Source organism: Pseudomonas sp. NY15356 (genome assembly GCF_048068175.1).
GTDB lineage: Bacteria > Pseudomonadota > Gammaproteobacteria > Pseudomonadales > Pseudomonadaceae > Aquipseudomonas > Aquipseudomonas putida_K.
Map to the genome: position 1 here is coordinate 1 of NZ_JBLUPW010000031.1, position 19,470 is coordinate 19,470.

At 64.4% G+C, this 19,470-nt stretch carries 16 protein-coding genes; 10 read left to right on the forward strand and 6 right to left on the reverse strand.

All coding sequences use genetic code 11. The features are described 5' to 3' along the window. Positions 1–213: 213 nt before the first annotated feature. A complete protein-coding gene (arcD, locus tag ACNFCI_RS20125; RefSeq protein ID WP_368829807.1) occupies positions 214–1,641 on the forward strand; it encodes an arginine-ornithine antiporter in 1,428 nt (475 codons plus the stop codon). Here arcD and ACNFCI_RS20130 read toward each other — a convergent pair. The 6 genes from ACNFCI_RS20130 to gap form a co-directional block, all read right to left on the reverse strand. Further along, entirely contained in the window at positions 1,621–2,046 is a 426-nt protein-coding gene (locus ACNFCI_RS20130) for a YbaN family protein (RefSeq protein WP_084856831.1), read from the reverse strand. The two genes, arcD and ACNFCI_RS20130, sit on opposite strands and share 21 nt — an antisense overlap. A 55-nt stretch (positions 2,047–2,101) precedes the next feature. Beyond that, on the reverse strand, positions 2,102–2,692 hold the full coding sequence (locus ACNFCI_RS20135; RefSeq protein WP_324814185.1) for a biliverdin-producing heme oxygenase: 591 nt from the start codon (positions 2,690–2,692) through the stop codon (positions 2,102–2,104). Positions 2,693–2,869: 177 nt separating this feature from the next. After that, positions 2,870–5,458 carry a TonB-dependent receptor gene (locus ACNFCI_RS20140; protein ID WP_368829806.1) on the reverse strand — a complete coding sequence of 863 codons (2,589 nt, stop codon included), beginning with the start codon at positions 5,456–5,458 and terminating at the stop codon, positions 2,870–2,872. Between the two features lie 126 nt (positions 5,459–5,584). Then, positions 5,585–6,541, reverse strand: coding sequence for a FecR family protein (locus ACNFCI_RS20145; protein WP_084856833.1), 957 nt, complete (start codon positions 6,539–6,541; stop codon positions 5,585–5,587). A 91-nt stretch (positions 6,542–6,632) separates the two neighbouring features. Then, positions 6,633–7,145 carry an RNA polymerase sigma factor gene (locus tag ACNFCI_RS20150; RefSeq protein ID WP_084856667.1) on the reverse strand — a complete coding sequence of 171 codons (513 nt, stop codon included), beginning with the start codon at positions 7,143–7,145 and terminating at the stop codon, positions 6,633–6,635. 207 nt (positions 7,146–7,352) lie between these two features. Then, positions 7,353–8,354, reverse strand: a complete 1,002-nt coding sequence (gene gap, locus ACNFCI_RS20155) for a type I glyceraldehyde-3-phosphate dehydrogenase (RefSeq protein ID WP_084856669.1) — start codon at positions 8,352–8,354, stop codon at positions 7,353–7,355. Positions 8,355–8,618: 264 nt separating this feature from the next. Between gap and edd the strand changes: the two genes are divergently transcribed. From edd to ACNFCI_RS20200, 9 genes are all read left to right on the forward strand, one after another. Beyond that, on the forward strand, positions 8,619–10,445 hold the full coding sequence (edd, locus tag ACNFCI_RS20160; protein WP_416768151.1) for a phosphogluconate dehydratase: 1,827 nt from the start codon (positions 8,619–8,621) through the stop codon (positions 10,443–10,445). Further along, positions 10,442–11,401, forward strand: coding sequence for a glucokinase (locus tag ACNFCI_RS20165; protein ID WP_368829805.1), 960 nt, complete (start codon positions 10,442–10,444; stop codon positions 11,399–11,401). Before edd ends, ACNFCI_RS20165 begins: the two co-directional genes overlap by 4 nt. 84 nt (positions 11,402–11,485) lie before the next feature. After that, entirely contained in the window at positions 11,486–12,211 is a 726-nt protein-coding gene (locus tag ACNFCI_RS20170) for a response regulator (RefSeq protein ID WP_084856674.1), read from the forward strand. Further along, complete coding sequence (locus ACNFCI_RS20175; protein ID WP_368829804.1) at positions 12,192–13,646, forward strand: ATP-binding protein; 1,455 nt, start codon at positions 12,192–12,194, stop codon at positions 13,644–13,646. The genes ACNFCI_RS20170 and ACNFCI_RS20175 overlap by 20 nt, the downstream gene beginning before the upstream one ends. A gap of 136 nt (positions 13,647–13,782) precedes the next feature. Further along, the gene (locus tag ACNFCI_RS20180; RefSeq protein ID WP_084856835.1) at positions 13,783–15,048 is read left to right on the forward strand and encodes an ABC transporter substrate-binding protein; all 1,266 of its coding nucleotides are present in this window, start codon (positions 13,783–13,785) and stop codon (positions 15,046–15,048) included. Between the two features lie 109 nt (positions 15,049–15,157). Further along, a complete protein-coding gene (locus ACNFCI_RS20185) occupies positions 15,158–16,066 on the forward strand; it encodes a carbohydrate ABC transporter permease (RefSeq protein WP_084856678.1) in 909 nt (302 codons plus the stop codon). Further along, on the forward strand, positions 16,059–16,895 hold the full coding sequence (locus ACNFCI_RS20190; RefSeq protein ID WP_324814163.1) for a carbohydrate ABC transporter permease: 837 nt from the start codon (positions 16,059–16,061) through the stop codon (positions 16,893–16,895). Before ACNFCI_RS20185 ends, ACNFCI_RS20190 begins: the two co-directional genes overlap by 8 nt. A gap of 3 nt (positions 16,896–16,898) precedes the next feature. After that, entirely contained in the window at positions 16,899–18,047 is a 1,149-nt protein-coding gene (locus tag ACNFCI_RS20195; protein WP_084856682.1) for an ABC transporter ATP-binding protein, read from the forward strand. A gap of 84 nt (positions 18,048–18,131) precedes the next feature. Next, positions 18,132–19,433, forward strand: a complete 1,302-nt coding sequence (locus ACNFCI_RS20200) for a carbohydrate porin (protein WP_324814196.1) — start codon at positions 18,132–18,134, stop codon at positions 19,431–19,433. The last annotated feature ends 37 nt before the right edge of the window (positions 19,434–19,470 follow it).

Sequence of the window (19,470 nt, forward strand, 5' to 3'; positions counted from 1 at the left end):
AAATGCCCCATCGAGGTGATGGGAGAGGTCATGCAAAATGCCATGGCAATGCGGCATGATGCTCCGGCTTCAATTCAATAACCGTGTTGCACTCAGCTCCTGCAACCGCCAAGCTTTTAGTCTTGATCGCTTGGGCTACTATAAAAGCGCTGTGGTTTTTATATGAGCGGGACGGTTGTTTCATGCGTATTACAGCGCACCGAGGGGAGGCCTATGAGCGAACCGGGACAAAAGCTGCGCCTGGGGGCGTTGATCGCACTGGTGGTCGGCTCGATGATCGGCGGCGGTATCTTTTCGTTGCCGCAGAACATGGCGGCGAGGGCCGATGTCGGGGCGGTGCTGATCGGTTGGGGCATCACCGCGGTGGGCATGCTGGCGCTGGCCTTCGTGTTCCAGACCCTGGCCAACCGCAAGCCTGAACTCGACTCCGGGGTGTATGCCTATGCCAAGGCCGGTTTCGGCGACTACATGGGCTTCTCCTCGGCCTGGGGCTACTGGATCAGCGCCTGGCTGGGCAACGTCGGCTACTTCGTGCTGCTGTTCAGCACCCTAGGCTTCTATTACCCGGTGTTCGGCGAGGGCAATACGCCCGTGGCCATCGGCTGCGCCTCCATCCTGCTGTGGGCGGTGCATTTCCTGGTGTTGCGCGGCATCAAGGAGGCAGCGTTCATCAACCAGGTGACCACCATCGCCAAGGTGGTGCCGCTGCTGATGTTCATCGTCATCGCAGCCTTCGCATTCCGTGCCGATATCTTCACCCGCGACATCTGGGGCCTGGGCAACCCGAAGTTCGGCGGCGTGCTGGAGCAGGTGCGCAACATGATGCTGGTGACCGTGTTCGTGTTCATCGGCATCGAGGGCGCGAGCGTCTATTCCGGCCGGGCCCTGCATCGTTCGGACGTGGGCAAGGCCACGGTGATCGGTTTCCTCGGCGTTTTGGCCTTGCTGGTGCTGGTCAACGTGCTGTCGCTGGGCGTGATGACCCAGCCGGAGCTGGCCAACTTGCAGAACCCGTCATTGGCATCGGTGCTCGAGCATATCGTCGGCCCCTGGGGCGCGTTGCTGATCAGCGTCGGGCTGGCGGTGTCGTTGCTCGGGGCACTGCTGTCGTGGGCATTGCTGTGCGCCGAGATCCTCTTTGCCACCGCCAGGGACAAGACCATGCCGCGCTTTCTGGCGCGGGAGAACGCCAATCATGTACCGGCCAATGCCCTGTGGTTGACCAACTGCATGATCCAGGGCTTCCTGCTGATCACCCTGTTTTCGGCAGGCACCTACACCAGCCTCATCTACCTGGCCTCCTCGATGATCTTGGTGCCGTACTTCTGGTCGGCGGCCTATGCGGTACTGCTGGCGCTGCGCGCAGAGGGCTATGCCGGGCAGGAGGGGCTGCGACGCAAGGACCTGCTGGTGGCCGTGGTCGCGTTGCTCTATGCCGTCTGGCTGTTGTACGCCGGGGGGCTCAAGTACCTGCTGCTGTCGGCGCTGCTGTATGCGCCCGGGGTGATCCTGTTCGCCCGGGCCAAGCATGAGCAGGGGCAGGCGCTGTTCACCCGATGGGAGAAGCTGATCTTCGCAGCGGTGCTGGCCGGGGCCGGCCTGGCCGCCTATGCGCTCTATTCAGGAGTGCTGAGCTTGTGAACCTTCGCCCGAGGTGGGCGGAGTGGGACGTTCCGGGCGCGACCATATCCACAGATTGCCCAGGGTCATGCCGCCGATGGCCAGGAACACCGGCCAGCGCGCTTCCAGAAATACCAACATCAACCCGGCACACAGCAGCATGCTGGCGGTGGCGCTGACCTTGGCCCGGCGCTGGATCACCTTGCCATGGCGCCAGTTGTACAGGATTGGGCCGAACAGGCGATGGCTCTCCAGCCAGGCGCTCAGGCGCGGGGAGCTGCGGGTGGCGGCCCAGGCGGCGAGCAGGATGAACTCGGTGGTCGGCAGGCCGGGGATGACGATGGCCACGAGGCCGATGCCCAGGCTGATGTAGGCCAGGAGCGCGAACAACAGGCGGGACAGTTTCGAGCGGGCAGGTCGGGTCATGGTCTCACTGCAATGAACGGCCCGGCCATCGAAGCGGATGGCCGGGTGAAGCGTGTCAGGCCAGTGCGGCATCCGCGGCATAGGCGTGCTTGAGCAACTCGGTGAAACGCTCGAAGGCCTCGACCGCGCCACGCTCGGCGGCGGCATCCTCTTCGGGCGACAGTGCCAGGCTGTCAAGGATCCGGGTGAACTGCTTCCAGCCTTCGGCGCGGCCACCTTCCGGCTCACCCAGGTGACGGGCACCGAAACGCTCGGACAGCTCCAAGGCCACGGCACGCTTGATCAGGAACGCGGCGCCCAGTTTGGAGCCTTCGGAGACGAAGATCCAGCCCAAGGCCTGGCCGAGGCTCGGGTTGTGCAGGGCACCGGGCACCGGGGCAGGCACTTCTGTATCCAGGTCGGCCAAATCCAGGCGGGCATGCTCGGCACGGCAGCGGGCGGCCAGGTCGGGGAAGAGGGCGATCAGTTTCGGGTCGTTGTACAGGGCCTTGAGCTCGGACTGGAACAGGTACTGGGCAACCACGAAGCGGGCGAAGCTTTCGCGACTGTCGAATGGTGTGTGGGATTTGACCAGGGCGTCGAGTTCGCTGTGGGGGCCGTGGGTGACCTGGTTCAGGCGCTGGGAGCGCAGGGAAGTGGTGGTCATGGGTGGGTCCTTGGGAAATTGGGCTCTAGTGACAAGACGAACGAGGTGGTGGCTGGACGTAAAAATTCTGTTTGGTTTAGGAGGGCGTACCTCTTGGGGTAGGTATTGTTTGTGAGGTCGAGCGCCGCGCGGGCGGCGCTCGATTTCACAGACACCCAGGCCGCTGCGGCGAACGGCTCAGATATCCCACACCAAGTTGATGGCGAAGTTACGTCCTGGCGCCGTCAGGCGGTCGAGGTTGGCCGGCTGGGTCACGGCGGCCTCGCCCTGGCCGTCGTAGCGGCGTACCGAGTCCCACTGCCAATACTTCTTGTCGGTGAGGTTGTACAGACCGGCGTTGACCGTGAGGTCGTCGGTCACCTTGTAGAAACCGGTCAGATCCAGCACCCCGTAGCCAGGTGTACGGAACTTGGTGCTCTGGCCATCCGGAGCGAAGAAGGTGTCGTCGTCGACGCGGGTCTTGCGCTTGACCAGCGTCCAGCTGACCTGCGCGCCGTAGCCCGGTTGCTCGTAGCCCAGCCCGAACACGCCGGTCAGCGGGTTGACGGCGTTCAATGGCTGGCCGGTGTCGTCGTTGCGGCCATAGGCATAGGCGATCGAGCCTTGGGTGTACAGACCCTGCGGCGCGCCGAAGTGGCCGAGGTCAAGGCGGCCCTTGACCTCGGCGCCCTTGATGGTGGCATGCCTGATGTTGTTGGCCTGGTAGGTGGGCAGCAGGTCCAGGCTCTTGACCGCATCCTCGTCGATGAAGTCACGGTACTTGTTGTAGAACACCGCGACATCGAAGCTGCCCGCGTCGAAGTGGCCACGCAGGCCGGTTTCATAGCTCTTGCTCTTTTCGGGCTCCAGGTTCGGGTTGCCTTGGACGCTGTAGCCCAGCTCCGCGTTTTCGAAACGACCGTACATGGCCTTGGCGGTCGGCGTGCGGAAACCTTCGGCGTACTGGCCGTACCAGGTGTAATGGTCGTTGAAGGCATAGGTGACGCCCAGCTTGGGCGACAGGCGATGCCAGTGCTTGGTCGAGTCGTCGACGTTCTGTGCGCTGCCGTCGCCGTTCTCCAGGCCGCGCAGGAACGCGTCGGTCATTTTCGGTTTCATGCGGGTGTAGTCGTAGCGGGCGCCGGGCAGGAAGGTCCAGTTGTTCCAGCGGATTTCATCCTGGGCGAACAGGCTGTAGGTATCGACCGTCGGGTCCGGGAAATCACTGACCAGTGCCTGGCCATCTGCCGGGCTGTCCGCGCCTGGGGCCGGGCAGCCCCTGCCAACCGACAGGCAGGTACCGGTACCGCTGCGTGAACCGGTCACCTTGTCATGCTTGAAGGTCGTGCCGTAGGTCAGCAGGTGTTCGGTTTCGCCCAGGCTGAACGCCTTGTCCAGCTGCGCATCGAAGACCCATTGACGATCCTTGTAGGTGGTGCTGCGGGTGCGCAGTACCTCACGCACTCTCGGGGCGTAGATCTCCTCGGTGCTTTGGTCGGTCTTGGCGATCTGGTAGTTCAGGCTCCACTTCACGTGGTCGGCCAGCAGGCTGTCGAGCCCGAACTCATGTTGGATGCCGAAGCGCTCGCGGGTGATGGTGTCGTTACCGGTACGGGCGCGGTACATGTTCATGGCACCCATGCCTGGGATGAAGGGGCCGCCTACCGCACTGAGCATGTTCTGGTCGCGGTCATCCTTGTAGCGCTCGTAGGTCAAGCCCAGGCGTGAGTCATCGGCGTAGTTCCAGCCCAGCTTGGCCAGCACGTTGGTGGTGCGCGCGTCCACCGGGTTGGCTTCGGTGCGGTCCAGGCCGGTGCCGCCATGCCTGCCGTAGCTCTCGGTCTCCTGGCCGTTGCGCTGGCTCAGGTGCAGCAGGCCGTCGAAGGCGCCCTGGCGGCCGGCGACGGTGGCGGAGTTCAACCAGCTTTCATCGGCGGAGCTGTAGCCGGTCTTCAGGCGGGCACCGACGTCCTGGCCGGGCTTGATGATGTCGTCCGGGTCGAGGGTGAAGTAGCTCACCGCACCGCCGATGGCGTTGCTGCCGTACAGCACCGACGCCGGGCCGCGCAGGATTTCCACGCGCTTGACGATCTCGGGGTCGACATAGTTGCGTTGGGTTTGCGCGTAGGGGCCGTAGAAGAAGCTGTCGGGGATCGAGACGCCGTCGACCTGGGTCAGGATGCGTTCGCGGTCGATGCCGCGAATGTTGAAGCCGTTCAAGCCACTGCGCTGGCCGGTGCCGGCGACCGATACCCCGGGCTCGTAGCGCACCATGTCCTGGATGGTGTTGACGTTCTGCCGGTCGAGCTGTTCGCGGGTCTGCACGGTCACCGTGCTCGGCACCTGGCTGACGTCCTGGGCGCTGCGGGTGGCGCTGACTGTCAGTTGTTGCAGGGCAATGGTGTTGCCGATCGCCTGGCGCTCCAGCACTACGTTGCCGTTGCTGATGGTGCGGAATTGGAGCCCGGTACCTTGCAGCAGGCGGCGCAGCGCTGTTTGCGGCGTCAGCGAGCCCTGCACGCCTGGCGAGGAAACACCTTCGGCCACCTCTGCGCTGAAGCCGACCTGCCAGCCGGTGACCTGGCTGAACGCATTGATCGCTGCAACCAAAGGCTGCTGGTCGATGGCGAAGCGGTAGTCGCCCATGCGTGGGCTGCTGGCTTGGGCCGGTTCCGCAGCCAGCGCTGGCAGGCTGCAGGCGCCGCTGGCGAGCAGGGCCAAGGTCAGCAGGGACAATTGCCCCATACGGCGGGGCGGGTTGGACGGGCGAGTTGGACCTGTGGACATCGAAGGCGCTCCCTGACGCGCGAACTGTTATAGGTGATGACTGTTCTTGTTTTCAAACAAGAATCAGTTGCATTGGCCATAACGAGACGGATGCAGGGTGCTGATCGCGTAAAAATAATCAGTGGATCAGTTGATGATCACCAGCGCCGGGTATTCATGCAGTTGTGCCGACGTGATGTGGGCGAGGGCGCGCAAGGTTTCCAGCGGTTGGTCGAGGCGGTAGTTGCCGGTCACCGCGACCTGATCGAGGCGTGCGTTGCGGTTGATGATCCAGCCTGGGTAATAGCGCCGCACTTCAGCGAGCACCTGGCTCAGCGGGCAATTCTCGAACACCAGGCGCCCGTCGACCCAGGCCAGGTCCTTGCGCAGGTCCGCGCGCTCGCGTTCGCCGAAGCCCTGGGGCCCGACGCTGATGCTGTCGCCGGCGCTGAGGCGAATGCGTTGATCGCTCGGCGCCTGCACGTCCACATCGCCGCGTTGCACCCTGACCTGGGCCTGGCCATCGAGGTAGCGCACGGCGAAATCGGTGTCGCTCGCCTGCGCGCGCAAAGGGCCGGCTTGGATTTGCAGGGGCGATGTGGTATTGCCAGGCACCTGGAAATAGGCCTCGCCCTTGAGCAGGCGCGCGACCTGCTGGCCGTTGCGCAGGTCACTTGCGAAGGCCGAGTCGGTATTGAGCAGCACCTTGGCGCCATCGTCCAGTTGCAGGCGCTGGCGTTCGCCGACCACTGTCAGGTGGTCGGCCTGTAGGCGCATCGGCAGGTTGCCGAAGGTGAGCAGCCCGACCAGCAATACAGCGGCGGTAGCCAGGGGCTTGCGATGGGGGTGCAGACGTGCGACCAGGGATCGGCGCTGGGCCTGGTGCAGTTGCGCGGCGGCCTGGCGTAAGGGAGCGCCGTTCCACAGGGCCTCGGCACGTACATAGGCTGCGGCGTTTTCCTCAGTCGCACCCAGCCAGGCTTCGAAGGCCCGGATGTCCTCGTCGCTGGCGCACTGCAGGCGCACGAGCCAGTCCATCGCCTCGTCCATGGCACGGGCGTCAGGCCCTGCAGGTGATGGGCGAGAGGCAGGGCTGTCTGTCACGAAGAATCCTTGCTGTAGGTCTTTTCGCAAATGATCACGGCTGCGCGAAGCCATGGCAAGCGCCTTGCCTGGGCCGACCGGCGAGTGGCGGTTATTCGAGGCGCTCGGCCACGCCCATGCAGATCGCCATGATCAGCTTGAGCTCCTTCTGCACGGTGCTGGCCGAAACCTTCAGCTGGTCGGCGATTTCCAGGTAGCTGGCGCCATGCAGGCGGCTGAGGATGAAGATACGTTGTTGGCGCGGGGTCAACTGACCGAGGCTGATGCTCAAGCGCTCGAGCAACTGCTCGGCGTGGGCGGCATCTTCGTTGCTGGTGGTGGGGGCAGCGACGTTGTACAGGATGTCGTCGGGCACATCGTCGACCAATGTACGTGCCTGCACCTTGCGTGCACGGAGGTGGTCCAGGGCGAGGTTGCGCGCCGTCTGGAACACGAAGGGCTCGAGGTGTTCGATCGGCCGCTCGCCCAGGGCACGGGTGACCCGCAGGTAGGTTTCCTGCAGCAGGTCCTCGGCCGTGCTGGGGTTGCCGACCATGCGCTGCAGTGTGCGCAGCAAGGTAAGGCGCTGGGTGAGGAAGACGGTATCGAAGCGGGACTGACTCACGGGAAAACCTGACCAACGAGAGGCGAATGATAATGCTTATCATCTGCCCTATTGGTCAAGTCCAACATGCTATCGGCGCGAATCTGCTGGCGATGCCTGTAGGAGCGGGCTTGTCCCGCGATCAAGGGCGAAGCCCTTGCCATGAACTGTATTGGCAGTGCCGCCTAATCGCGGGACAAGCCCGCTCCCACAAGGGCCTGCCCGCGATCAGCGGGCGTTGCACAACGCCAGACAGTTATCCAGCATGCGGTTGGAGAAGCCCCACTCGTTGTCGTACCAGGCCAGCACCTTGAGCATCCTTCCGCTGGCCCGGGTATGGTTGGCATCGAAGATCGACGACAACGGGTTGTGGTTGAAGTCGCACGACACTAGCGGCAACGCGTTGTAGCCCAATACCCGGGAGTGCCGGCTGGCCTCGAGGAACAGTTGGTTGACCTGCTCGGCGGTGGCTTCGCGCCTGAGGTTCACGGTCAGGTCCACCAGCGATACGTTGATCACCGGCACCCGCACGGCCATGCCGGTGAGCTTGCCGGCCAGTTCCGGCAGCACCAGGCCCACGGCCTCGGCGGCGCCGGTCTTGCTCGGGATCATCGACTGGGTGGCCGAGCGCGCCCGGTAAGGGTCGCTGTGGTAGACGTCGGTGAGCACCTGGTCATTGGTATAGGCGTGGATGGTGGTCATCAACCCTTGCTCGATGCCGAACTCGCGGTGCAGGACCTGGGCGATCGGTGCCAGGCAGTTGGTGGTGCAGGAGGCGTTGGAGATGATCTGGTGCGAGGCTCGCAGGCTGTCATGGTTGACCCCGTAGACCACCGTGGCGTCGGCGCCCTTGGCAGGTGCCGAGACGATCACCTTGCGTGCCCCGGCGGCCAGGTGGGCGGCGGCCTTGGCCCGGTCGGTGAACAGGCCGGTGCATTCGAACACTACATCCACGCCCTCGGCCTTCCACGGCAGCTCTGCCGGGTTGCGGATGGCACTGACCGAGATGCGGTCACCGTTGACCGTCAGGCTCTCCTGGTCGGCTTCGACGCTGGCCTCGAACGTGCCGTGCACGCTGTCGTACTTGAGCAGGTGGGCGTTCATCGCACTGTCGCCCAGGTCGTTGATGGCGACGACCTGCAGGTCCTGGCGGTAGCCTTGGGTATAGAGTGCGCGCAGGACGTTGCGTCCGATGCGGCCAAATCCATTGATGGCGATGCGAAGGGTCATGGCATTACCTCTGGCGGTCCGGGTGAAGCCTGTGGCAAAAAGGTGACTTCACTGAAACGGTTTTGTTATTGGAATTACAAGATTATTCCTCGCAGGATAGAAAACAAGCCTTTTTGATGGCAGTATTTTGTTAAACCTACAACGAGTGGTCGGGCAGACCACCCCTTGATCGCGTCAGGCACCCTCACCTTGAGCCTAGGCCGCAATCGTTTGGAGGGGAAATGCCCGAAGACACCACCCCACAGTTAGCCTGGAGTCCAGTACATGCATCCGCGCATCCTTGAGGTCACCGAACGGTTGGTCGAACGCAGCCGTGCCACCCGTGAACGCTACCTGGAGCTGATTCGCGGCGCGGCCAGCGACGGCCCCATGCGCGCCAGCCTGCAATGTGCGAACTTCGCCCATGGCGTGGCCGGCTGTGGCGCTCAGGACAAGCAAAGCCTGCGCATGATGAACGCCGCCAACGTGGCCATCGTCTCGGCCTACAACGACATGCTCTCGGCCCACCAGCCGTACCAGCACTTCCCGGAACAGATCAAGCAGGCCCTGCGCGAGATCGGCTCGGTCGGGCAGTTCGCCGGTGGCGTGCCGGCCATGTGCGACGGCGTCACCCAAGGCGAGCCGGGCATGGAGCTGGCCATCGCCAGCCGCGAGGTGATCGCCCTGTCCACGGCCATCGCGCTGTCGCACAACATGTTCGATGCGGCGCTGATGCTAGGTATCTGCGACAAGATTGTCCCCGGCCTGATGATGGGCGCCCTGCGCTTCGGTCACCTGCCGACCATCTTCGTACCGGGTGGGCCGATGCCGTCGGGCATCTCCAACAAGGAAAAGGCTGACGTGCGCCAGCGCTACGCCGAAGGCAAGGCCAGCCGCGAGGAGCTGTTGGAATCGGAGATGAAGTCCTACCACAGCCCGGGCACTTGTACTTTCTACGGCACGGCCAACACCAACCAGCTGGTGATGGAAGTGATGGGCCTGCACTTGCCGGGGGCCTCCTTCGTCAACCCCTACACCCCGCTGCGCGACGCCCTGACCGCCGAGGCGGCGCAGCAGGTCACGCGTATGACCAAGGCCAGCGGCAGCTTCATGCCGCTGGGCGAGATCGTCGACGAAAAGGCCCTGGTCAACGCCATCGTCGCCCTGCATTCCACAGGGGGCTCCACCAACCATACCCTGCACATCCCGGCCATCGCCCAGGCTGCGGGCATCCAGCTGACCTGGCAGGACATGGCGGACCTGTCCGAAGTGGTGCCGACCCTGTCCCACGTCTATCCCAATGGCAAGGCCGACATCAACCACTTCCAGGCCGCCGGTGGCATGGCCTTCCTCATTCGCGAACTGCTCGACGCCGGGCTGCTGCACGAGGACGTCAATACCGTGGCCGGCCACGGCTTGCGCCGCTACACCCGGGAGCCCTTCCTGGAGGAGGGCAAGCTGGTCTGGCGTGAAGGCCCACGCCAGAGCCTGGACGAAAGCATCCTGCGCCCGGTGGCCCGGCCGTTCTCGGCCGAAGGCGGCCTGCGGGTGATGAACGGCAACCTCGGGCGGGGCGTCATGAAGGTCTCGGCCGTGGCGCCCGAGCATCAGGTGGTGGAAGCGCCGGCGCGGGTGTTCCATGACCAGCAATCGTTGGCCGATGCCTTCAAGGCCGGTGAACTGGAGCGTGACTTCGTCGCGGTGGTGCGCTTCCAGGGCCCGCGTTGCAACGGCATGCCCGAGCTGCACAAGCTGACCCCGTTCCTCGGCGTGCTGCAGGACCGCGGCTACAAGGTCGCACTGGTGACCGACGGGCGGATGTCTGGCGCTTCGGGCAAGATCCCGGCGGCGATCCATGTATGCCCGGAGGCCTACGATGGCGGCCCGCTGGCGCGGGTGCGCGATGGTGATATCGTGCGGGTCGACGGTGTCGAAGGCACGCTGCAGGTCATGGTGTCGGCCGAAGAGCTGGCAACCCGTGACCTGCCCACGGCTCCCCAGGGCAACGACCTGGGCATGGGGCGCGAGCTGTTCGGCTTCATGCGCGTGGCGTTCAGCTCGGCCGAGCAGGGCGTCAGCGCCTTCACTTCGGCATTGGAGCAGCTCAAATGAAGGCCTTGCTGGTTGGCGACATCGGAGGCACCAATGCGCGCTTCGGCCTGTGGCACGACAACCAGCTGCAGGCGGTACAGGTCCTGGCGACCGCCGACTACACCAACCCCGAGCAGGCCATCGAGGCCTATCTCGCCGGGCAAGGCATCCCGCGCGGCGGCCTGGCTGCGGTGTGCCTGGCGGTGGCAGGGCCGGTCAGCGGCGATGAGTTCCGCTTCACCAACAACCACTGGCGCCTGAGCCGCAGCGCCTTTTGCCAGGCCCTGCAGGTCGAGCGCCTGCTGTTGATCAACGATTTCAGCGCCATGGCCCTGGGCATGACGCGCCTGCAGGACGGTGAATACCGCCAGGTCTGCGCAGGTACGGCCGACCCTGCCCGGCCAGCCCTGGTCATCGGCCCCGGTACCGGGTTGGGCGTGGGCAGCCTGTTGCGCCTGGACAACCAGCACTGGCTGGCCTTGCCGGGGGAGGGTGGGCATGTCGACCTGCCGGTGGGCAACGCACGGGAGGCGGCGATCCACCAGCAGATCCATGGGCAGATCGGCCATGTGAGCGCCGAAACGGTGCTCAGTGGCGGAGGCCTGTTGCGCCTGTACCAGGCGATGTGCGCGCTCGATGGCGACACACCCAGACACAAAACCCCGGCGCAGATCACCGATGCCGCCCTGGGCGGTGAGCCCCGGGCCTTGGCGGTGGTCGAGCAGTTCTGCCGCTTCCTCGGGCGAGTCGCTGGTAACAATGTCCTGACCCTGGGTGCGCGGGGCGGCGTCTATATTGTCGGCGGCGTGATTCCACGTTTTGCCGAGCTGTTCCTGCGCAGCGGCTTTGCTGCGAGCTTCGCCGACAAGGGCTGCATGAGCGGGTATTTCGACGGGGTGCCGGTGTGGCTGGTGACGGCGGAGTTTTCCGGGTTGCTGGGAGCCGGGGTGGCACTGCAGCAGGCGTTGGATCATTGAACCAAGCGTAGGCTTCATCGCGGGACACGTCGGACCGCGATGGGCTGCAAGGCAACCCCTATCGATAGCAAAGGAACGGCCAACGTGAGCTCCACCGGCAAATCGATCCTGATGGTCGACGACGACCAGGAAATCCGCGAACTGTTGCAGACCTACCTGAGCCGCTCCGGTTTCCAGGTGCATGCCGAGGCTGATGGCCAGGGTTTTCGCCAGGCGCTGGAGCGCGAGCCCTGCGACCTGGTGATCCTCGACGTGATGCTGCCCGACGAAGACGGTTTCAGCCTGTGCCGTTGGGTGCGCCAGCATCCTCGTCTGGCGCGGGTGCCGATCATCATGCTCACCGCCAGCTCCGACGAAGCCGACCGGGTCATTGGCCTGGAGCTGGGGGCCGACGACTACCTGGGCAAACCGTTCAGCCCGCGCGAGCTGCAGGCGCGAATCAAGGCCTTGCTGCGCCGCGCCGAATTCGGCCAGGCGGCGCCCAGCCAGGCCGTGCTGATGTTCGATGACTGGCGCCTGGATACCATCAGCCATCGGCTGTTCCACCGCGACGGCGAGGAGGTGATCCTCTCCGGGGCCGACTTCGCCTTGCTCAAGCTGTTTCTCGACCACCCGCAGCAAATCCTCGACCGCGACACCATCGGCAATGCCACCCGTGGACGCGAGCCGATGCCGCTGGACCGCATCGTCGATATGGCGGTCAGCCGTCTGCGCCAGCGCCTGCGCGACACCGAAAAACCGCCTCGGCTGATACGCACCGTGCGTGGCAGCGGCTACCTGCTGGCGGCCCATGTCTGCCCGGCCTGCTGAGCGGCGCTTGCGCTTGCTGCCGCGCTCGTTGCTCGGGCGCATGCTGCTGCTCACGCTGCTGGTGGTGCTGTTGGCCCAGGGGCTGTCGAGCCTGATCTGGGTCTCTCAGCTGCGTGCCAGCCAGCTCCAGGGCCTGCAGGCCAGTGCCCGTAGCCTGGCCCATTCGATGAGCGCCAGCGTCAGCTACTTCCGCTCATTGCCAGTCGCCTATCGGCCCATGGTGCTGGACCAGTTGCGCAGCATGGGTGGCACGCGGTTCTTCGTCTCGCTCAACGACAAGCCGCTGGACATGCCGATGCTGCCGATCACCCCGCGCAAGCGGGCGGTGATCGAGGTGTTCGAGCAGGTGCTGCACGAGCGTCTGGGCCAGCAGATGGAAATCCTGGTCGAATTCGTCAGTCCACAGGAGCTGCGCATCTTCAACAGTGGCTTGAAACTCGACGAGCTGCCGCGCTCCTGGGCGCACTACTCGCTGACCCTGGAGCCGCTGAACCCGCCGGTGCTGGTGACGCAGATTCGCCTGGGCGAAGGCGAGTGGCTGTACATCGCCTCGTTGCTGCCTGAGCCCTACACCAGCCTGGAGGCCGAGCGGTTGCCGCGACAGCAGATCGGTTTCATCGCCCTGACCACCGCATTGCTGTTGCTGTTCATCGGTTTGCTGGTGCATTGGCAGAGCCGTCCGCTCAAACGCCTGGCCCGGGCTGCGCGGGAGATGTCCCTGGGGGCCGACGTGGCGCCGGTCGTCGAGGGTGGCGGCAGCGAAGTGGCCGAGGTAGGGCGGGCGTTCAACAGCATGCGTGAGCGCATCAGCCGCTACCTGACCGAGCGTGCGCAGCTGTTCAGCGCCGTGTCCCATGATCTGCGTACGCCCATCACACGCCTGCGCCTGCGCGTCGAGTTGCTAGAGGACGAGCGGATGCAGGCCAAGTTCAGCCGTGACCTCGACGAGCTGGAGCTGCTGATCAAGGGGGCCCTGCAATGTGTGAAGGACACCGATATCCACGAGAACATCGAGCCCATCGACCTCAACCAGGTGCTTGAGATCCTCGCCGAGCCCTACCTGGGTGATGGGCGCATCACCCTCGAGGGCCGTGCCCTGGCGCCGTATCCGGGCAAGCCCCTGGCCCTGCGCCGCTGCATCGGCAACCTGATCGACAATGCCATCAAGTATGGGGAAAGGGCGCACCTGCGCATTCTCGATAGCGCCACCGGCTTTGTCCTGCAGGTGGACGACCAGGGGCCTGGTGTTCCCGAACAGCGTCTGGAGCAGGTGTTCGAGCCGCATTTCCGCTTGGCCGGGCAGCAGCAAGGCTACGGCCTGGGGCTCGGTATCGCGCGCAACATCGCCCACAGCCACGGTGGCGAGGTGAGCCTGCTGAACCTGCGCCAGGGTGGCTTGCGGGTGACCTTGAGCCTGCCGCGCAGCGCCGAGTGACCCGCCGAATGTCACCAGTCAGTGACATTCGTGCATCCCTTCGTTACCTGCTCGCCGTGGGCGTCTGGTTAGACTCCAATGCAAGCGCAAGCACCATGACTTGCCTATGCATAACAACAAGAAAGGTTCCCCCACGATGAATGCGATCACTCGTCTCGCCGCTGTCGTTTCCCTCGCCTCATTCATGCCACTGACCGCCCTGGCTGTCGAAGAAAAGGGCGCTGTCGAAGTCCTGCATTGGTGGACCTCCGGCGGTGAGGCTGCCGCCGTCAATACCCTCAAGCAGCAGGTCGAAAAAGACGGTTTCACCTGGAAGGACAACGCCGTGGCCGGTGGCGGTGGTGCCGCGGCCATGACCGTACTCAAGAGCCGCGCCGTCGCCGGCAACCCACCCGCCGCCGCGCAGATCAAGGGCCCGGATATCCAGGAGTGGGGCGCCTTGGGTCTGCTCACCGAGCTCGACGACGTGGCCCAGGCCAACCAGTGGGACCAACTGCTGCCGGCCAAGCTCACCCCCATCTGGAAATACGACGACCATTACGTAGCCGTACCGGTGAACATCCACCGGGTCAACTGGCTGTGGGTCAACCCGCAGGTGTTCGAGAAGGCCGGGGCCAAGGTGCCCACCACCCTGGACGAACTGTTCGCCGCTGCCGACACGCTCAAGGCGGCAGGCTTCCAGCCCTTGGCCCATGGTGGCCAGCCCTGGCAGGACAGCACTGTGTTCGAGAACCTGGTACTGGCGACCCTGGGGCCTCAGGGCTATCACAAGGCCTTCGTCGAGCTGGATCAGGACACCCTGGCCGGCGCCCAGATGGTCGAGGCCTTCAAGGCTCTGCAACGCCTGGGCACCTACATGGACGCCAACCGTGCCGGGCGTGACTGGAACATCGCTGCCGCCGACGTCATCAACGGCAAGGCCGGTATGCAGATCATGGGCGACTGGGCCAAGAGCGAATGGACCGCCGCGCACAAGGTGGCCGGCAAGGACTACCAATGCGTGCCGTTCCCCGGCACACAGGGCAGCTTCACCTACAACATCGACTCCCTGGCAATGTTCAAGCTCAAGGATGAAAACGACATCAAGGCCCAGAACGACCTGGCCAAGGTCGCGCTGGAGCCGACCTTCCAGACTGCCTTCAACCAGGCCAAGGGCTCGCTGCCGGTGCGCCAGGGCATGGACATGAGCCAGTTCGATGCCTGCACCCAGCAATCGCAGAAGGACTTCCAGCAAGCCGAGCAGGGTGATGGCCTGCAGCCGAGCATGGCGCATAACATGGCCTCGTCGCTGGCGGTGCAGGGGGCCATCTTCGACGTGGTCACCAACTTCCTCAACGACCCCAAGGCCGACCCGGCCAAGGCGGCCAAGCAGTTGGGCGCGGCGATCAAGGCGGCCCAGTAACGGGCCTGCGCCCACAGGTGCCGCATGACCTGTGGGCAGCGCTCACTTTGTGGGAGCGGGCTTGCCCCGCGATGCGGTGCGCAGCGCCGCCATTGACTCGGTATCACTCATGAACACAGCAACCGCAACCCTGCGGGCCTCCCCCCTGGACGCCCTGCAACGCTGGCTCCCGAAACTGGTGCTGGCGCCGAGCATGCTGATCGTCCTGGTGGGCTTCTACGGCTACATCCTCTGGACCTTCGTGCTGTCCTTCACCCACTCCAGCTTCATGCCCAACTACAAGTGGGCCGGGCTGACCCAGTACCTCAAGCTGCTGGCCAACGACCGCTGGTGGGTCGCCAGCAAGAACCTGCTGGTATTCGGCGGGCTGTTCATCGCCATCAGCCTGGTGGTCGGTGTCGTGCTGGCGGTGTTGCTGGACCAGCGCATCCGCCGCGAAGGGGTCATCCGCACCATCTACCTCTACCCGATGGCGCTGTCGATGATCGTTACCGGCACGGCCTGGAAATGGCTGCTCAACCCCGGCCTGGGCCTGGACAAGCTCTTGCGCGACTGGGGCTGGGAGGGCTTTCGCTTCGACTGGCTGGTAGACCCCGAGCGGGTCGTGTACTGCCTGGTGATCGCCGCGGTATGGCAGGCGTCCGGCTTCGTCATGGCACTGTTCCTGGCGGGGCTGCGCGGGGTCGACTCGTCCATCGTGCGGGCGGCCCAGGTCGACGGCGCCAGCCTGCCGAGGATCTACCTGCGCATCGTCCTGCCCAGCCTGCGGCCGGTGTTCTTCAGCGCCCTCATGATCCTTGCCCACATCGCTATCAAGAGCTTCGACCTGGTCGCCGCCATGACCGCAGGTGGCCCTGGCTATGCCTCCGACCTGCCGGCGATGTTCATGTACAACTTCACCTTCAGCCGTGGGCAGATGGGCATGGGGTCGGCCAGCGCGATCCTCATGCTCGGCGCCATCCTGGCGATCCTGGTGCCCTACCTGTATTCGGAACTGAGGAACAAGCGCCATGACTAGCCCACGTTGGTTCGCCCCCAGCCGCCTGGCCATCCATGCCACCTTGCTGGCCGCCTGCGCGCTGTACCTGATCCCGCTGGTGGTGATGCTGCTCACCAGCTTCAAGACACCCGAGGATATTCGTGCCGGCAACCTGCTCAGCTGGCCGGAGGTGGTCACCGGCATCGGCTGGATCAAGGCCTGGGACACCGTGGGCGGCTACTTCTGGAACTCGGTGAAGATCACCGTGCCGGCGGTGGTGTTGTCCACGCTGATCGGCGCGCTCAACGGCTATGTGCTGTCGATGTGGCGCTTCAGGGGTTCGCAGCTGTTCTTCGGCCTGTTGCTGTTCGGTTGCTTCCTGCCGTTCCAGACTGTCCTGCTGCCGGCCTCGTTCACCCTGGGCAAGCTGGGCCTGGCCAGTACCACCACGGGCCTGGTGCTGATGCATATCGTCTATGGCCTGGCCTTCACCACGCTGTTCTTTCGCAACTACTACTGCAGCGTGCCCGAGGCCCTGGTGCAGGCGGCGCGGCTGGATGGGGCGGGGTTCTTCACGATCTTCGGGCGCATCCTGCTGCCGATGTCGGTGCCGATCATCATGGTCTGCCTGATCTGGCAGTTCACCCAGATCTGGAACGATTTCCTCTTCGGCGTGGTGTTCGCCAGCGGCGACGCCCAGCCCATCACGGTGGCCCTGAACAACCTGGTCAACACCAGCACCGGGGTCAAGGAATACAACGTCGACATGGCGGCGGCGATGATCGCGGGGCTTCCGACCCTGCTGGTCTATGTGCTGGCCGGCAAATATTTCCTGCGCGGCCTGACCGCCGGCGCGGTCAAGGGGTGACACATGGCACGGCTCGAACTTCGCAACGTCAACAAGCGCTACGGCAGTGGCCTGGCCGATACCCTCAAGGCCATCGACCTGGGTATCGAGTCGGGTGAGTTCCTGATCCTGGTGGGGCCTTCCGGCTGCGGCAAGTCGACCCTGATGAACTGCATCGCCGGGCTCGAGGACATCAGTGGTGGGCAGATCCTGGTCGACGGCACCGATATCAGCGCCATGAGCCCCAAGGACCGGGACATCGCCATGGTGTTCCAGTCCTATGCGCTGTACCCGACCATGAACGTGCGCGACAACATCGCCTTCGGCCTGAAGATCCGCAAGATGCCCCAGGCAGCCATCGACGAAGAGGTGGCGCGGGTCGCCAAGCTGCTGCAGATCGAACACCTGCTCGGCCGCAAGCCCGGGCAGCTCTCTGGCGGCCAGCAGCAGCGGGTGGCCATGGGCCGTGCCCTGGCACGGCGGCCGAAGATCTACCTGTTCGATGAACCGCTGTCGAACCTGGACGCCAAGCTGCGGGTGGAGATGCGCACCGAGATCAAACTGATGCACCAGCGCCTGAAGACCACCACCGTGTACGTCACCCACGACCAGATCGAGGCCATGACCCTGGGCGACAAGGTCGCGGTGATGAAGGATGGCGTGATCCAGCAGTTCGGTACGCCCCAACAGATTTACAACGATCCGGCCAACCAGTTCGTCGCCAGCTTCATCGGCTCACCGCCGATGAACTTCATCCCTGCTCGCCTGACGAAACAAGAAGGGCGCCTGTTGGCGCTGCTCGACAGCGGCCAGGCGCGTTGCGAGCTGCCATTGGGGCGAGTGGAGGGCGAATGGGAAGGGCGCGATGTGGTCCTGGGCATACGCCCGGAGCAGATCGGCGTGGGGGAGGGCACCGGCTTGCCTGGTATCCGCGCCCAGGTGCAGGTGACCGAGCCCACTGGGCCGGACCTGCTGGTTTTCGTCACCCTCAATCAGGTCAAGGTCTGCTGCCGGCTGGCGCCGGATGTCGCCTGCCGGGTCGGTGACACCCTGAACCTGCAGTTCGACCCGGCGCGGGTGCTGCTGTTCGACGCACAAAGCGGCGAGCGTCTGGGACGTGCCGGGCCGGTGTGCCAGGCCACCGGTAATGTCGCCCGTTTCAAAGGGCGCTGAATCGTCTACACCATCAATAACAAGAACAGTGAGGAACAAGGGATGGATCATCGCATACGCATCAGGGCACTGGGGTCGCTGGCCATGCTGGCCATCGTCGGCAGCAATGGGGCACAGGCGGCCGAGGCCTTTTCGGCGGACTCCAAATGGATGACCGGCGACTGGGGCGGTGTTCGCACCGAACTGCTGGAAAAAGGCTACGACTTCACTCTTGACTATGTCGGCGAAGCGGCCGGCAACCTGCACGGCGGCTACAACGACGACAAGACGGCTCGCTACAGCGACCAGTTCGCCCTCGGCGCGCACCTGGACTTGCAGAAGATCCTTGGCTGGCATGACGCCGAATTCAAGCTGGCGATCACCGAGCGCAGCGGTCGCAACCTGTCCAACGACCGCATCGGCGACCCGCGGGCCGGCCATCTCAGCTCGGTGCAGGAGGTCTGGGGCCGTGGCCAGACCTGGCGCCTGACCCAGATGTGGATCAAGCAGAAGTACTTCGACGGCGCCCTGGATGTGAAATTCGGCCGCTTCGGCGAAGGCGAGGACTTCAACAGCTTCCCCTGCGACTTCCAGAACCTGGCGTTCTGCGGCTCCCAGGTGGGCAACTGGGTGGGCGGCATCTGGTACAACTGGCCGGTCAGTCAGTGGGCGCTGCGGGTCAAGTACAACATCAACCCGGAATTCTTCGTGCAGGTGGGCGCCTTCGAACAGAACCCCTCGAACCTGGAGACCGGCAATGGCTTCAAGCTCAGCGGCAGTGGCACCAAGGGCGCCATCCTGCCGGTGGAGATGGTCTGGTCGCCCAAGGTCAACGGCCTGCCGGGCGAGTACCGCCTGGGCTACTACTACAGCACCGCCAATGCCGACGATGTCTACGAGGACGTCAACGGCCAGCCCCAGGGCATCACCGGCAACGACTTCAAGTCCCACTCCAGCAAGCATGGCTGGTGGGTGGTGGCCCAACAGCAGGTGACCGCCCACGGCGGCGACGTCAATCGGGGCCTGAGCCTGTTCGCCAACTTCACGGTGCATGACAAGGCCACCAACGTCATCGACAACTACCAGCAGGTCGGCATGGTCTACAAGGGGCCCTTCGATGCCCGACCCAAGGATGACATCGGCTTGGGCATCGCCCGCATCCACGTCAACGACGACGTGAAGAAGCGTGCCGAGCAGCTCAACGCAGCCAGTGGCATCGACGACTACGACAACCCAGGCTTCGTGCCGCTGCAGCGCACCGAGTACAACGCCGAGCTCTACTACGGCTTCCACGTCACCAACTGGCTGACCGTGCGGCCCAACTTGCAATACATCAAGAGCCCGGGCGGCGTGGACGATGTGGATAACGCGCTGGTCGCAGGCTTGAAGATTCAGTCGTCATTCTGAGAAAAATTGTTGTAAATTTACGCCATCCATTCCCGGC

What these genes read in the sequence shown, in the direction of transcription:
- arcD (WP_368829807.1), top strand. Translation starts at nt 214, where the DNA reads ATGAGCGAACCGGGACAAAAGCTGCGCCTGGGGGCGTTGATCGCACTG.
- ACNFCI_RS20130 (WP_084856831.1), bottom strand. Translation starts at nt 2,046, where the DNA reads ATGACCCGACCTGCCCGCTCGAAACTGTCCCGCCTGTTGTTCGCGCTC.
- ACNFCI_RS20135 (WP_324814185.1), bottom strand. Translation starts at nt 2,692, where the DNA reads ATGACCACCACTTCCCTGCGCTCCCAGCGCCTGAACCAGGTCACCCAC.
- ACNFCI_RS20140 (WP_368829806.1), bottom strand. Translation starts at nt 5,458, where the DNA reads ATGTCCACAGGTCCAACTCGCCCGTCCAACCCGCCCCGCCGTATGGGG.
- gap (WP_084856669.1), bottom strand. Translation starts at nt 8,354, where the DNA reads ATGACCCTTCGCATCGCCATCAATGGATTTGGCCGCATCGGACGCAAC.
- edd (WP_416768151.1), top strand. Translation starts at nt 8,619, where the DNA reads ATGCATCCGCGCATCCTTGAGGTCACCGAACGGTTGGTCGAACGCAGC.
- ACNFCI_RS20165 (WP_368829805.1), top strand. Translation starts at nt 10,442, where the DNA reads ATGAAGGCCTTGCTGGTTGGCGACATCGGAGGCACCAATGCGCGCTTC.
- ACNFCI_RS20175 (WP_368829804.1), top strand. Translation starts at nt 12,192, where the DNA reads ATGTCTGCCCGGCCTGCTGAGCGGCGCTTGCGCTTGCTGCCGCGCTCG.
- ACNFCI_RS20180 (WP_084856835.1), top strand. Translation starts at nt 13,783, where the DNA reads ATGAATGCGATCACTCGTCTCGCCGCTGTCGTTTCCCTCGCCTCATTC.
- ACNFCI_RS20185 (WP_084856678.1), top strand. Translation starts at nt 15,158, where the DNA reads ATGAACACAGCAACCGCAACCCTGCGGGCCTCCCCCCTGGACGCCCTG.
- ACNFCI_RS20190 (WP_324814163.1), top strand. Translation starts at nt 16,059, where the DNA reads ATGACTAGCCCACGTTGGTTCGCCCCCAGCCGCCTGGCCATCCATGCC.
- ACNFCI_RS20195 (WP_084856682.1), top strand. Translation starts at nt 16,899, where the DNA reads ATGGCACGGCTCGAACTTCGCAACGTCAACAAGCGCTACGGCAGTGGC.
- ACNFCI_RS20200 (WP_324814196.1), top strand. Translation starts at nt 18,132, where the DNA reads ATGCTGGCCATCGTCGGCAGCAATGGGGCACAGGCGGCCGAGGCCTTT.